Here is a 13,225-nt window from a genome sequence, read left to right as displayed (position 1 = left end):
GTTGCAAAACTAAAATAAATATGCAATGTTATGAATCAGAAAAACTAGCTGAACATGCAATAGATAGCGATTTTGACCATACCAACGTGGCTGTTCCAGCCCTTTATCTTTGAGATGACTAAACTGTTGTTCAATTTTTCCACGCTCTTTCATCAACTGTTTGCCAAAGGTAGTTTGTAGAAAATGAGACACTACACGACGATGTGTACTTTTGATTGGTCCGCTATTACGCGGGTTAATTGGATTGATCGCAAAGATATCACATGCTCCGGCAATTTCATGAATGTGCTGACTATCATAAGCGGCATCTGCAACGGAAAATAACACATTTTGGTTTTGTATATCCCGAAGCAATGCAGGAGCTATTTTACTATCATGTACATTTGCGGTTGTAAATGCATACGACAATATAACACCTTCTGGTGTAGAACAGACATGAGTTTTATATCCCTTATACCAACCATAGCGAGTAGATTTTCCCCATTTCGCTTGAGAATCATATAAACTACTCCGTAAGGCTGTACTATCAATTAAAACGCACGGAATTAACCCTAAATTCTTTTCTTGAAGAATTTGTTTATGAAGCAACGGAATTTCTTCGTTGCGAAACCAAGTGCCTACACGTGAAAAAGTAGATATATGAGGAACAAGCGAAAGGCCACAAGATACACGAAATGAAGGATATTGATGTAAAAAACGAGTTAACTTACGTAATGAATTGATCTGGAATACCGTTTTTATAAAAAAACATTTGAGTAAAGCTTTTCTACAGATGGGTGGGCGGCCTGTCATAGGCGGAACGCCTCCAATGGTTAAACTGTCTACGTAGGCAAATAAAATTTGTAAAATGGATTGATTTTGATCAAAATTGGTTATCATACTAGTAAATCCGTCCTTTCTGGAGATAGTTTTAGGATACTATCATTCTTCCAGGAAAACGGGTTTCTTTATGCATTCATTTTTGGATATTTATGAGTTTTGCAACACCCTCATTTTTAATAAGCATATTAGATGTATTTCTTATTTGTTTCTGATAGATTAAACAAGGTGAAACTTTAATAAGTTGAACATTCTTAGTTCATAATAAATTGTACATCAAGAAGGGGAACGATAAAATGAATAGACTAGTGGGTTTAAAACAATTTAAAATAACGCGCGGGGCGTTACTTAAATTTATGGAAACGTTAGATGATAAAACTGTGGATACGCAGCCAGAGGGTTTTAACAATACAATTCGTTGGCATATTGGACACGTGTTAACAGCAGCAGAGACTTTCATGTTCGGAAGAGAATTTAAACAATTGCCAACTGAATATCCAGGTATGTTTGGATATGGATCAAGACCATCTAAATGGACGACAGAAGGACCATCGTTAGAAGTGTTAACGGCTCAATTAAAAGAACAAGCAAAACGTATTAACGAAATTCCAGCAGAAGCATTTGAAAATAAACTGCCAGAGCCATTCCTAGGATTGGAAACAGTAGGGGAGCTTTACGGTATGATGCTTTATCATGAAGCTGATCATATTGGGCAAATGAAGGCGATGGAACGTATTATTAAAGCTCTTTAGTCTTAATTGCATATAACAAGCAATACAGTTGTAATGTTAAATAATATATACAAAAAAGGTAGATAAATTATTATCTACCTTTTTTGTATAACTTCTTGAAGGATTAGAGAATTTTATAATTTTTTATGTGGTGATTATTAATTATAGTATTCCTAAATATGGAATATACGTATAATGATAGAGAAGAACTAGAAATAGGGGTGAATACTATGATTACATTAGAGAAAAAGTTGGAGCAATATAAACATACATATGTACAGTTAAAGGGAGAACTAAAATGGAAAACGAGTGATTCTCGAACAGGAATGATGATTGCTGCTATGTATGCAGGTAGTGATAAATTGTTTGATCTCGGACGTTTTTTAGAAATTAGTAGTTATATTAAGAATCAGGTAGGGATGTTTTCATACTTAAAGTCTTATCATCGTTTTGTAGTGGCCGCAACATTAGATATTCACTTTACAGATTACAAGAAAGCTTTTCGGACGTTTTTAGATTTATATGAACAATTGGTCACTGGTGGCTTTAGCCGGAGTATATTTACTTATCTCGCAGCAGCTGTGCTTTTGACAGAAGAAGATGAACAGCATGGCGCGCACATTCAGCGTTCGATGCAAGTATATAAACGCATGAAAAAGGATCATCTCTTTCTTACAAGTACAAATGATTATCCGCTCGCAGTTTTATTAGCAGGACAATCAGAGCATGTAGAAACACTTATGGACCGAGTGGAACGTCTTTATCAGAAACTAGCGACAGCTGGTTTGCGTAAAGGGAATGATCTTCAATTCTTGAGTCATATTCTTTCATTAAAGAAGGAGGTCAGGGAAGAACTATTAGTTGCAAAATGCACAAACATATGGAATTTGTTAAAGCAAGAAAAGGTAAAAGTAAAACAGATGCATTACCCAGCTATTGGGCTACTAGCGTTACTCGAGGACGGAGAAAAAGAGATTCATTCTATTCGAGCATTTATTGAAAAATTGCAGGGGGATAAATTGTTCCGTTGGCATACAGATACAAATATTCTTATTGCTATTCAACTGTTCGTAAGTCAGAAAGGTGAGGAAAGTAAAGCTACCAACACAGGTTTACAAACAATGATAGAAGTCCTCATACAAGCACAACAGGCAGCCATGATGGCAACGATTGCTGCTTCATCTGCAGCAACATCTTCTGCTAGTAGTGGTTCATAATGTGCAACTGCTTATGCTCTTGTAAATTATAACTCCTTTGATAAGGTCGGTTTAAAAAATATTACTAAAAAAAGCCCATCACTCTCTAATGAGTGATGGGCTAATTGATTTTACATAATCAGCATTATCTTTTTGATTCCTTCAAATGTTTGAGCTGCGTGACAATCATAATGCTAATAACAACTAATAAAAACCATGAGCTAATTTTGCTTAAGTGAACGAGGTTCCATGCTTCCCGTTGATTTGGATATTGCCATGCACCGAAAAATGTTGCGATGTTCTCTGCAATCCAAATGAAAAATCCGATAAGGAAAAAGGAGAGAACGAGTGGTATTTTATATGTAACGCCTCGTAATGAAAATTCCACAAATGTCTGAAAGAAAACGATGAATAGAAGTAAAGTTAAGAACCATCTAAAATCGTATAGAAAATGATGCGTAAAAAAATTGAAGTAAATCATTGCTCCTAATGGCACGGTAAAAATAGCTTTCGGCCAATAATGCATTTGTAAATGCAACCTTCTCCACGCTTGACATATGTAACTTGCGACACTTGCGTACATAAAGCCGCTGTAAAGCGGAACTCCAAAAATCTTTGAATACGCCTCTTCAGGATAACTCCATGAACCGAAATGAACTTTATATATTTCTAGTAAAAGGCCGATGAGGTGAAAGACAGTAATTACTTTTAATTCGTCTTTCGTCTCAAGTCCAGTCTTGTACATAATCCACTGCATAAGAAGACATGCGATGAGTATGAAATCATAGCGATATAACCCTGGAATAGAAACGATTTTTGAAAGGGCTAGTGTTAAGAAAATAACGACTGGGAATAAGCAAGATAATGCTTGCTCGTAAGTGAAGTGTAGTAGTTGTTTTATATAGAACATTGTGTCACCTTTGGGGTTTTTATTAGAAAAATCAAAATAATTAATAAGTATACTACAATTTAAAAAATAATTCAGTAGTCTATTTTGCGTGTATTTGTAAGTCTTGGAAGGGAATTGTAATGAGTATTTTAATATTTAGCGAAGTGAAAAAATAGTTTGCTATTTAAAAAAAGTGGGGATATAATATCTAAATGAAAATGATAATTATTATCAATAATAATTACAAATAAAAAATAATTATAAAAAACAACTGAATATAAAGGATGAAATGAAACATGTTACATAAGTCTACTGTACATGCTGGTAGTAACCGCTGGATACATATTAAGTTCATATGTTTCATGAGCTTAACAATTTTATGTTTAATTGGATCTATATTTTTAGCCATTTCATTTGGTGCAAAGGATATTCATTTACAAACGGTGTGGGCAGCGGTTTTGAATTACGATCCGAAATTAACACAGCACCAAATTATTTATGAATTAAGGCTCCCGAGAGTAATTGGAGCAGCAGTTGTAGGGGCAGCTTTTGCGGTTGCTGGTGCTGTTATGCAAGGTGTAACACGAAACCCTTTAGCTGATGCAGGTGTACTCGGAATAAATGCAGGTGCGATGTTTGTAGTAGCACTTAGTTTTGCTTTTTTTCCGCATATGCCGTATTCCTATTTAATGATTGTTTCCTTTATTGGAGCAGTCTTAAGTACAGTACTTATTTTTGTTATTGGAGCAGCAACATCAGGTGGGTTAACACCAATGAGGTTAACGATTGCTGGAGCTGTTATGGCAGCGCTTTTACATTCATTAAGTTCAGGTGTTGCGATTTATTATGATTTAAGCCAAGATTTAGCGTTTTGGTATGCTGGTGGTGTTGCAGGGGTTAAGTGGGAACACTTGAAATTTTTAGTCCCTATTATTCTTATAACGATTATTTTTGCAATAGTGTTAGGGAAATCTATTTCACTCATATCAATGGGGGATGATGTTGCTACAAATTTAGGAGTGAAAACGAACCGAACGAGAATACTAGGGATGATTATAGTAGTTATTCTGGCAGGTGTTTCTGTTTCAGCTGTTGGTTCTATTGGATTTGTGGGACTAGTTATCCCACACATTGCTAGAAAATTAGTTGGTGTTAATTATAGACTCATTATTCCTATGGCAGCATTATTAGGAGCTATGTTATTAGTTGTAGCTGATTTAGGGGCAAGAACAGTAAATCCTCCTAAGGAACTTGCGATAGGGATTATGGTAGCTCTTGTTGGAGTTCCGTTCTTCCTCTATATAGCACGTAAAGTTGGGAGGGAGTTATAAGTGAAAGATCTTTTTAACACGGATAAAAAGAGAGCTATTACTGTAACTACAATCTTCGGATGTATAAGTCTCGCTGTAATTTTAATTAGTTTAAATACAGGGACACTGAGTATAGCACCACTTAGAGTAATTGAAACACTTTTGGGTTATGGTGATTTTGAGAGTGCAACCGTGCTATATGATTATCGTATGCCAAGAATAATAATCACGATGTTAGCCGGTATTGGTCTTGGTATTTCCGGTGCGATTTTGCAAGGGTTATCACGTAATACACTTGCAGATCCTGGGATTTTAGGGTTGCATTCAGGTGCATCTTTCGGTCTTATCGTATTTGTTACTCTCTTTCATTCTATTAATGAGAGTGCATCCATTTTAATACCGTTATTTACATTTGGCGGAGGAGTATTAGCTGCATTTCTTATTATTTTACTTGCGAGTGATCGGTCAAAAGGTTTACTTCCCATTAGACTTATTCTCGTTGGTATTGCAGTTTCAGCTGGCTTTAGTGCAATTTCGTTATTTTTCTCTCTCAAGTTAAATGATGAGACGTATACATTCGCTTCTAGATGGCTAGTTGGTAACGTGTGGGGAAGGGATTGGATTCATGTCTTTGCATTATTACCTTGGATTTTCATACTAACCCCTTATGCGTGGCTAAAATCTAAAACGTTAAATGCATTGTCACTAGGTGATAGTGTAGCAGCAGGACTTGGTGTTTCTGTTCAAAAAGAACGGTTATTACTTTTAGCTACAGCGGTTGGATTATCTTGCACAAGTGTATCGATGGCAGGAGGAATTGGTTTTATCGGTTTAGTTGCTCCGCATATCGCAAGGAAGTTAGTAGGTACTACATATCAACACTTTCTTCCTTTAGCTGGCATTATCGGAATGATTATTTTAGTGCTAGCAGATACGATAGGTCGTTCTATATTTGAGCCAATATTCCGGCTGGTGTAGTAGTGGCAGCTTTAGGAGCACCGTATTTTCTTTATTTACTTACAAAAACAAAATAAATACTTCAAAGAGGAGAACATATGAAAAAGAAACTTACTATTTTATTTAGCATGATGTGTATTTTAGTATTAGCAGCATGTGGTCAAACGAAAGCTAATGAAGAGGCAACGAAAAAAACGGAAAAAAGTAATGATCCAAAAATTGCTTCAATGTCTATTCATTTAACAAATGATTTACTTGCATTAGGAATTACACCAGTAGGTTCTGTTATTGGTGGAGATTTAAAAGATTTCTTACCGCACGCTAAAGAGAAGTTGAAAGATACGAAGAAGCTTGGTGTTGTAACAGATCCGAATATGGAAGCGTTACTTCAATTAAAGCCAACTGACATTTATGTTGATGAAAAATATGCTGGTAAAGATGTAGCGAAATACGAAAAAATTGCAAAAACACATTCTTTCAATTTAGATGAAGGTACGTGGAGAGAGCATTTAAAACAAGTTGGTAAACTTGTAAACCGTGAGAAAGAAGCAGATAAATATATTCAAGATTACGAAGAGCAATCAAAACGAGTAAAAGGTTTAATAGATAAAGAGCTAGGTAATAACGAAAAAGTAATGGCAATTCGCGTTACTGCAAAAGAATTGCGTGTATTTAGTACGAAAAGACCGATGGGACCAATTTTATTCCAAGACTTAGAGTTACAGCCTGCAAATGGTGTAGAGAAAATTGATGGAAACCGCCCTTTCGAAGTCATTTCACAAGAAGTATTACCTGACTTTGATGCAGATGCGATTTTCGTTGTTGTAAATAGAGATGATAAAGCAAAAGCAGCATTTAAACAACTTCAAGAAACGCCAATTTGGAAAGACTTAAAAGCAGTTAAAGGCAAGCATGTATACATTATCAATGATCAACCATGGCTTGACTATTCTGCTTTAGGAAACAAAATGGCAATGGATGAAGCGGAGAAAATGTTTACGAAATAATATAGTTTTGTTATTAGGAAAGGCCCTCTAAATTTGAAGGGCCTTTCTATTATTGTTAGAATAAATAAAAAATTATACAATGAAGTTAATTCAATATGGAGGAGATGTGCCAATGTCAGTGCTTATTGTAAGTATCCCGTTTATGAAACAGTTTATGGAACAAGGGGATAAATAGGCTAAAATAAGTATCCCTGTTATTTAAAAGGGGGAGTTTGAAATGACAATGAATCTTTTTCGAAATAAAACGATTAAATTATCAGCTATGAGAGAAACAGATGCTGAAGTAATGGCTATGTGGCAAGAAGATAGTGAGTATTTAAGAAATGTTGATACAGATGTAGCATTCCCGCAATCTTTAAATGAAATAGCAAGTGATGGGTTATTAAAAGGACGGAGATCGAATAGTGTTTCTTTCATGGTAAGGACAGTTCAAGAAGATCGCTTAATTGGTTTTGTGGCGATTCATGGTATAGAGTGGAATAACAGAACAGGTTTATTAGCCATTGGTATAGGAGATGCGAATGATAGAGGAAAAGGATATGGGAAAGAAGCAATACATCTTATTCTAAAGTATGCTTTCTATGAATTGAATTTACACCGCATCGGTCTCGATGTTATTTCGTATAATAAACCTGCCATTGCATTGTATAAAAAGATGGGTTTTGAAATGGAAGGCTGTATGAGAGAAGCGGTTCAAAGAGATGGGAAGTGTTTTGACCGTATCATTATGGGGATATTGCGGGATGAATGGATAGAGCGGCAAGTTTAGAAAGTACATTCGAAATTATATATGTAGTATGCAGGAGATATAATGGTAATTGGCGAAAATTTACAGTGTGCTGATTGAATTTATAAGGAGTCATGCAAAATGAATTTAGAAAAGGAAAAACCAGTAAATGAAGAGGTCGCCGAATTAAAAGAACTTATTAAAGAGTTACACGGAAGTGTGCACCAACTTCAAAGTGAAGTGCAGCAACTAAGGCACGAAAGACCAGTTGTTGAAGTGAGAAAAGGTGTTCAATTATCACCAACAATTATTGGACAAATTGGTGGTATGATTTTAGGTGGTTTAGCAATTATCGGTATATTTTGGTGATGAAAAAAGGTTTGCAGCACGATGCTGCAAACCTTTTGTATTTGACGATATAATGTCATGCAATACAACTTTTACATTAAATAACGTAAATATATATAAGCATGTGATAACAAGAGTGCAACAATAGTTAATGGTAAACCAATTTTTAAGAAGTCCATATAAGAGAAAGCATGTCCTTCACGTTTTGCAATACCAGCAACGACTACGTTTGCAGATGCTCCGATTAGCGTTCCATTTCCTCCTAAGCAAGCTCCAAGAGATAACGCCCACCATAGTACTTCGATTTGCGGAGAATCGACAGATAGTCCGAGTCCTGTAGCTAAGTCTTGAATAAGAGGAATCATCGTAGCGACAAATGGGATGTTGTCGATTGTCGCAGATGCGATGCCAGATACCCATAAAATAAGTATAGCTGCGAATCCGATGTCACCGTTTGTTACGCCGATTACTTCTTTTGCAAGTGAAGAGATAAGTCCGATATCAATTAACCCGCCAACGAGAACGAATAGTCCGGCGAAGAAGAAAATGGTTACCCATTCAACGTGGGCAAATACATCTTCAATATCATGTTCTTTCACGCCGATTAACATAAGAAGTGTAGCGCCTGTCATCGCTATAACGGCAGCGTCTACATGAATAATCGAATGAAGTACGAAGCCTAAAATAGTGAGTCCTAAAATCGAAATAGATTTTAAAAGGAGGCTTTGATCTTTAATGTAATCTTTTTCGTTTAATGCCATTAGTTTTTCGATTTGTTCAGGTGTTGTTTTTAGTTTGTTACGATACATGAAGTAAATAATGCCAAGTGTCACGATAGAAATAATAATTACGATTGGAGCTAAGTTAATTAAAAAGGCGTTAAAGTCTAAATGCTTGTTTGCTGATCCAATCATAATATTAGGTGGATCACCGATTAATGTTGCTGTTCCGCCTATATTTGAAAACAGCACTTCTGAAATCAAATAAGGCACAGGATTTACTTTTAAAATACGTGTAATGGATAATGTAACAGGAACGATTAATAAAACAGTCGTTACATTGTCCAAAAATGCTGATCCGACGGCAGTTAATAGGGATAGTAATAATAAAATGCGAATCGGTTTTCCGCCAGCTGCTTTTGCCGCTTTAATGGCCACAAATTCAAAGACGCCTGATTGACTCGTAATATGTACGAGAATCATCATCCCAATTAAAAGGGTAATCGTTTCCCATTGAATATGTGATGTGAAAGCAGTATGTAAATCTACAACTCCAAAAATAATCATAATAGCAGCACCGAATAGTGCGATTACAGCACGATTCAATTTCTCAGAAATAATAAATCCGTACGTGATTAAAAATACGGCAATTGCAAAATAATATTGCCAATTTGCTACTTCATGTGCTGACTGTTCCAATCATGTCACCTTCTTTAAATTATGTATTCAATTGTCGAAATGTATCTCGCTGCAATAATACGGGATAAAATATATTGTAGCAAATTCAAAAAAGAAAGAAAACTATTTAACAAAGTGAAGGGAAAAATGTATTTTTTACATATCATATAAAAAATATAAAAAACACAGTGCAAATTATTAGGAAAAGTGAGCGTTGTCCTCTAATATAGAGATAGCAATTTACATTATTTTTGCGTAAAATGGTTTAAAGAGGTGAATTCCGATGGAAATAGTAAAAGATAGTTCTCTTATTCAAAATGAAATTGAACGTTTTGTAAATAAAGATGTATATATTCATTTAGAAACGACAAACGGAGCGTATGCATCACACATAAATGAAAAGATGATGACAGTTGGTGCTTTCATTCGAAATGCGATTATCCGTTTTGAACGCGGGAAGATAACTGGAACAAATCCATACCGAGTTGGTCTGAAAATGGATCACGGTTGGGTATATGCTGAAGGTATTACGCACTGGGAAGTAGACGATCAAGAGCGTTTATTATTAGCTGGACATGATAATTTAGGTCGTCTAGCAGTTGCACTTGAGTTAAGCTTAACACCATTTAAGTAAGAAGGAGGGAAACTTATGGAGAGACATGTACTTGTTGTATTTCCGCATCCAGATGATGAAGCATATGCTGCGGGAGGAACAATTCGCTTATTAACAGATCAAGGAGTACCTGTAACATATGCATGTGGTACTCTAGGACAAATGGGACGTAACATGGGTAAGAACGTATTCGCTAACCGTGAAACGATTCCACATATCCGTAAGAAAGAATTGAAAGATGCTTGTGAAGCGATGGGTATTAAAGATTTAAGAATGCTTGGCTTCCATGATAAAACGTTAGAATTTGAAGATGTTGATTTCGTTGCTGACAAAATTGAAGCAATCATTCAAGAAGTAAATCCATCTCGAATTATTACATTTTATCCAGAGCACGGTGTACATCCAGATCATAATGCATTTGGCCGCGCTGTCGTTCGCGCTGTATCACGTATGCCAAAAGAAGAGCGCCCAGTTATTCATGCTGTTGCGATTACGAAAAATCGTGAAGCAGTATTAGGAGAACCGGATGTTGTAAATAACATTAGTGAAGTATTTGATCATAAATTAACTGCATTAGGTGCGCACCGTTCACAAACAGAAGCAATGCTTGAAGACACGCATGCAAAAATAAAAAACAAAGATGCAGCAACATTAAAATGGCTGCAACTTGAACAGTTTTGGACTTATAAATGGGAGTAGGCTAGAAGGATACCTTCTAGTTGCTCTTACATAGAAAAAGCGCCGTCACTTGTGATGGCGCTTTTTCTTGTTGAAGACTATACATTTTTTAGGGTGCTTCAAAATTTTTAAATTAACGTGCAGTATAGCCTCCATCAACAAGAAGTGTTGTGCCGTTAACAAAACTAGCATCATCACTTGCTAAAAATAAGACAGCTTTAGCGACTTCTTCTGGTGTTCCAAGTCTGCCTTGCGGATGAAGTGAAGCTAAATATTCTTTCTGTTGAGGATTAACACTACCCAGTAAAGGGGTGTCAATATAACCAGGGCACACCGCATTAATACGTATTCCATATTTAGCGTAGGCAGTACATAAATTTTGAGTTAATAGTTTCACACCACCTTTTGCAGAGGAGTATGCTGTTGGGGTAGGTAATGAAACAAAACTATGAATCGAACCAGCGTTAACGATGACACCACCTGTACCTTGTTTAAGAAATTGTTCAATCGAATATTTATCAGAAAGGAATACCCCAGACAAATTAATATCAATAGTTCTTTTCCATTTTTCATAGGATAATTCGTTTGCCGGTGCATCATCAGCAACGCCGGCATTGGCATACATAATATCTAATTTACCGTATGTACTTACTGTCTCATGAATTAGCTGTTTAATATCTGCCTCTTTTGTTACATCAGTTTTAATAAATAACGTATTATATCCATGTGCATTCAATTCATCTGATAGTTCTTTTCCACGTTCAGAAAAGTCAGCAATAACTACTTTTGCACCTTCTTCGATAAAAAGACGAACAGTAGATTCGCCAATTCCACTTGCACCACCAGTTATGATTGCCACTTTGTCTTTTAATTTCATATAAACCTCTCCATTCATCAATGAATTTAAGTCGAATTTTTAAATCTTGTTACTAAACTATTAACCTTAAATAGTAAGTAGATAGAAGAAAAAGCTCGCGTTTACTTAATCGTGAGAGTGCTATTTTTTCTTTATCCCGCTATTTGCCAGGCAGTAAGACCCTCACCTCAAAATTCAGCGGAAGCAAAGACATTAGGTGAGGGCTAATAATCAGTGGGGGGGAACAGAACCCCCACTGATTAAAGTCTCACTTTATTGTACTTTTTGATACAGTGATGGGCGAAAATATTAATTTGGTCAATTTTATCATTAGATTGAATATTTGGTAAAGTATTCTCGAATAGAGTGAGTGCTGAAGCTAAACTACTGACCTACATAGGTATAACGAGGGGGATTTACATATAATTGCTCTTTTTTATTTTAGTAATTAACAAATTTTCAAACTTGCTGATGATGTAGTGGACTTAAATAAGTCACTTGTTTTTAAATTGAATCAAAAATAAAAACAGTAAAAATAAAACGTTTAATAATAATTATTTATTGAAAAACGATAAATAAAATGATATTATCAAATTGAAAATTAGTAAGAGAGGTGCTTTTTATAAAATGTAAAACGAATGTTATGTATTAAAAAGAAATTGATGTAAATTAGGAAAATTATATATTTTAATAGCGAAATAAGAAAAGGGAGTTAGAGCATGATTAATAAAACAGTAAAGAAAGTTATCTTGATTGCAGGTGGTTTGTATATTACATATTTAGTAGGTGTAGTTATTTTAGCGGAATCTATACCGTATCCTACATCTCAACAACTTAAAGAAGCCGAAAGAGTAGTTGAACGCTATGTAGGTGAAAATAATGGAGTGAAAATGATAAATACATCTAGTAGCTTCACGGCTGAGATGTTCGATCGGACAATTCAGATTGAAGGGAATTCAAAAGAGAATCCGGAACAAGTATATCGAATGGATTTAGATCAAGTTTCTAATGAAAGTGAAAAAATAACCGAAAAATCGATAAATACAGTTTGTAAATCAAATGATGGGGGAAAGAATTTTACTTGTGCTGATGCTGAATAGCTAAAAGTAGAATCCGTAGCAGCGGAGTAACAGTTGATAACCATTACTCTAGTTAAATAGGAAAAAGCCTCGCAGGGGGGCGGGGCTTTAAACAGGGTATTAAAAATTATCGATTCATTAAGAATAACTTCTATTGAATAAACTAATTTTAGCATGATAACTCATATATATGTGTTACGAATTTATGAACAAAAAATCAATAATAAGAATGTAGAAAAGATAATAATTTATTTAGAATTTGTATCATTACATAAAGTTTGAGTGGAGAAGAAATTATACTTTTGTATGGTGTAATAAAGATATAGTCCGCCTACAGAAATAGGCGGGCTATTTTTTATAAAGAAAAGACAACTTAAGGTAGAGATCTTGTTAAGAAATAGGATAAAAACAAGAATCTTTAAGAAGAGATAAGGTCGTTCAAAAGATAAAGGTATTGTATTTGAAACACGTTATTATTCGTGGATTAAGTTATATTTTTGATAAAAAATCTTTAAAAAGCATTATAATCCCTAGAAGAGATAAGACTTCAATTGAAAACCAAAATACACTTTTTTGAGGTTTTTTAAACTCCATTATTATGGAGAAAAATAAAAAGAT

13 protein-coding genes and 1 pseudogene are annotated in these 13,225 nt (G+C 35.0%); 10 read left to right on the top strand and 4 right to left on the bottom strand.

Going from position 1 to position 13,225, the window contains the following annotated elements; all coding sequences use genetic code 11:
• Nucleotides 1-9 precede the first annotated feature (9 nt).
• A complete protein-coding gene (locus tag V6946_RS17770) occupies nucleotides 10-879 on the bottom strand; it encodes an ISNCY family transposase (RefSeq protein WP_023520903.1) in 870 nt (289 codons plus the stop codon).
• Nucleotides 880-1,115: 236 nt separating this feature from the next.
• Between V6946_RS17770 and V6946_RS17765 the strand changes: the two genes are divergently transcribed.
• Nucleotides 1,116-1,571: a DinB family protein gene (locus V6946_RS17765; RefSeq protein WP_006925358.1), complete on the top strand. Its 456-nt coding sequence runs from the start codon at nucleotides 1,116-1,118 to the stop codon at nucleotides 1,569-1,571.
• A 158-nt stretch (nucleotides 1,572-1,729) separates the two neighbouring features.
• Nucleotides 1,730-2,767 carry a DUF4003 domain-containing protein gene (locus tag V6946_RS17760; protein WP_069604011.1) on the top strand — a complete coding sequence of 346 codons (1,038 nt, stop codon included), beginning with the start codon at nucleotides 1,730-1,732 and terminating at the stop codon, nucleotides 2,765-2,767.
• Nucleotides 2,768-2,891: 124 nt separating this feature from the next.
• Here V6946_RS17760 and V6946_RS17755 read toward each other — a convergent pair whose 3' ends face one another.
• Nucleotides 2,892-3,656: a DUF817 domain-containing protein gene (locus V6946_RS17755; protein ID WP_000499387.1), complete on the bottom strand. Its 765-nt coding sequence runs from the start codon at nucleotides 3,654-3,656 to the stop codon at nucleotides 2,892-2,894.
• A 275-nt stretch (nucleotides 3,657-3,931) separates the two neighbouring features.
• Between V6946_RS17755 and V6946_RS17750 the strand changes: the two genes are divergently transcribed.
• From V6946_RS17750 to V6946_RS17730, 5 genes and pseudogenes are all read left to right on the top strand, one after another.
• Nucleotides 3,932-4,966, top strand: a complete 1,035-nt coding sequence (locus tag V6946_RS17750; RefSeq protein WP_006925355.1) for an iron ABC transporter permease — start codon at nucleotides 3,932-3,934, stop codon at nucleotides 4,964-4,966.
• Nucleotides 4,967-5,979, top strand: a pseudogene (locus tag V6946_RS17745) (FecCD family ABC transporter permease).
• Between the two features lie 21 nt (nucleotides 5,980-6,000).
• Nucleotides 6,001-6,909: an iron-hydroxamate ABC transporter substrate-binding protein gene (locus V6946_RS17740; RefSeq protein WP_000728217.1), complete on the top strand. Its 909-nt coding sequence runs from the start codon at nucleotides 6,001-6,003 to the stop codon at nucleotides 6,907-6,909.
• A 217-nt stretch (nucleotides 6,910-7,126) separates the two neighbouring features.
• Nucleotides 7,127-7,678 carry a GNAT family N-acetyltransferase gene (locus V6946_RS17735; protein ID WP_000178508.1) on the top strand — a complete coding sequence of 184 codons (552 nt, stop codon included), beginning with the start codon at nucleotides 7,127-7,129 and terminating at the stop codon, nucleotides 7,676-7,678.
• A gap of 99 nt (nucleotides 7,679-7,777) precedes the next feature.
• Nucleotides 7,778-8,005, top strand: a complete 228-nt coding sequence (locus tag V6946_RS17730) for a hypothetical protein (protein ID WP_001047311.1) — start codon at nucleotides 7,778-7,780, stop codon at nucleotides 8,003-8,005.
• 71 nt (nucleotides 8,006-8,076) lie between these two features.
• Here the strand turns inward: V6946_RS17730 and V6946_RS17725 are convergent, their stop codons facing one another.
• Nucleotides 8,077-9,402, bottom strand: a complete 1,326-nt coding sequence (locus tag V6946_RS17725; protein ID WP_000437981.1) for an ArsB/NhaD family transporter — start codon at nucleotides 9,400-9,402, stop codon at nucleotides 8,077-8,079.
• 262 nt (nucleotides 9,403-9,664) lie between these two features.
• Here V6946_RS17725 and V6946_RS17720 point away from each other — a divergent pair, with 262 nt between their 5' ends.
• Both V6946_RS17720 and bshB2 read left to right on the top strand, forming a co-directional pair.
• On the top strand, nucleotides 9,665-10,015 hold the full coding sequence (locus V6946_RS17720) for a YojF family protein (RefSeq protein WP_000407045.1): 351 nt from the start codon (nucleotides 9,665-9,667) through the stop codon (nucleotides 10,013-10,015).
• Nucleotides 10,016-10,030: 15 nt separating this feature from the next.
• Nucleotides 10,031-10,693 carry a bacillithiol biosynthesis deacetylase BshB2 gene (gene bshB2, locus V6946_RS17715; RefSeq protein ID WP_000439483.1) on the top strand — a complete coding sequence of 221 codons (663 nt, stop codon included), beginning with the start codon at nucleotides 10,031-10,033 and terminating at the stop codon, nucleotides 10,691-10,693.
• A 112-nt stretch (nucleotides 10,694-10,805) separates the two neighbouring features.
• On the opposite strand, the gene V6946_RS17710 is transcribed toward bshB2, so the two are convergent.
• Nucleotides 10,806-11,549, bottom strand: coding sequence for an SDR family NAD(P)-dependent oxidoreductase (locus V6946_RS17710; protein WP_000768018.1), 744 nt, complete (start codon nucleotides 11,547-11,549; stop codon nucleotides 10,806-10,808).
• Between the two features lie 698 nt (nucleotides 11,550-12,247).
• Between V6946_RS17710 and V6946_RS17705 the strand changes: the two genes are divergently transcribed.
• A complete protein-coding gene (locus tag V6946_RS17705; protein ID WP_006925339.1) occupies nucleotides 12,248-12,628 on the top strand; it encodes a hypothetical protein in 381 nt (126 codons plus the stop codon).
• Nucleotides 12,629-13,225 lie beyond the last annotated feature (597 nt).

The sequence above is a fragment of the Bacillus sp. PPSBB_2 genome (assembly GCF_045291115.1).
Taxonomy (GTDB): domain Bacteria; phylum Bacillota; class Bacilli; order Bacillales; family Bacillaceae_G; genus Bacillus_A; species Bacillus_A cereus.
This window is presented reverse-complemented; position numbering and strand designations above follow the sequence as displayed.

What these genes read in the sequence shown, in the direction of transcription:
- V6946_RS17755 (WP_000499387.1), bottom strand. Translation starts at nt 3,656, where the DNA reads ATGTTCTATATAAAACAACTACTACACTTCACTTACGAGCAAGCATTA.
- V6946_RS17735 (WP_000178508.1), top strand. Translation starts at nt 7,127, where the DNA reads ATGACAATGAATCTTTTTCGAAATAAAACGATTAAATTATCAGCTATG.
- V6946_RS17740 (WP_000728217.1), top strand. Translation starts at nt 6,001, where the DNA reads ATGAAAAAGAAACTTACTATTTTATTTAGCATGATGTGTATTTTAGTA.
- V6946_RS17770 (WP_023520903.1), bottom strand. Translation starts at nt 879, where the DNA reads ATGATAACCAATTTTGATCAAAATCAATCCATTTTACAAATTTTATTT.
- V6946_RS17730 (WP_001047311.1), top strand. Translation starts at nt 7,778, where the DNA reads ATGAATTTAGAAAAGGAAAAACCAGTAAATGAAGAGGTCGCCGAATTA.
- V6946_RS17750 (WP_006925355.1), top strand. Translation starts at nt 3,932, where the DNA reads ATGTTACATAAGTCTACTGTACATGCTGGTAGTAACCGCTGGATACAT.
- V6946_RS17710 (WP_000768018.1), bottom strand. Translation starts at nt 11,549, where the DNA reads ATGAAATTAAAAGACAAAGTGGCAATCATAACTGGTGGTGCAAGTGGA.
- V6946_RS17720 (WP_000407045.1), top strand. Translation starts at nt 9,665, where the DNA reads ATGGAAATAGTAAAAGATAGTTCTCTTATTCAAAATGAAATTGAACGT.
- bshB2 (WP_000439483.1), top strand. Translation starts at nt 10,031, where the DNA reads ATGGAGAGACATGTACTTGTTGTATTTCCGCATCCAGATGATGAAGCA.
- V6946_RS17765 (WP_006925358.1), top strand. Translation starts at nt 1,116, where the DNA reads ATGAATAGACTAGTGGGTTTAAAACAATTTAAAATAACGCGCGGGGCG.
- V6946_RS17705 (WP_006925339.1), top strand. Translation starts at nt 12,248, where the DNA reads ATGATTAATAAAACAGTAAAGAAAGTTATCTTGATTGCAGGTGGTTTG.
- V6946_RS17760 (WP_069604011.1), top strand. Translation starts at nt 1,730, where the DNA reads ATGGAATATACGTATAATGATAGAGAAGAACTAGAAATAGGGGTGAAT.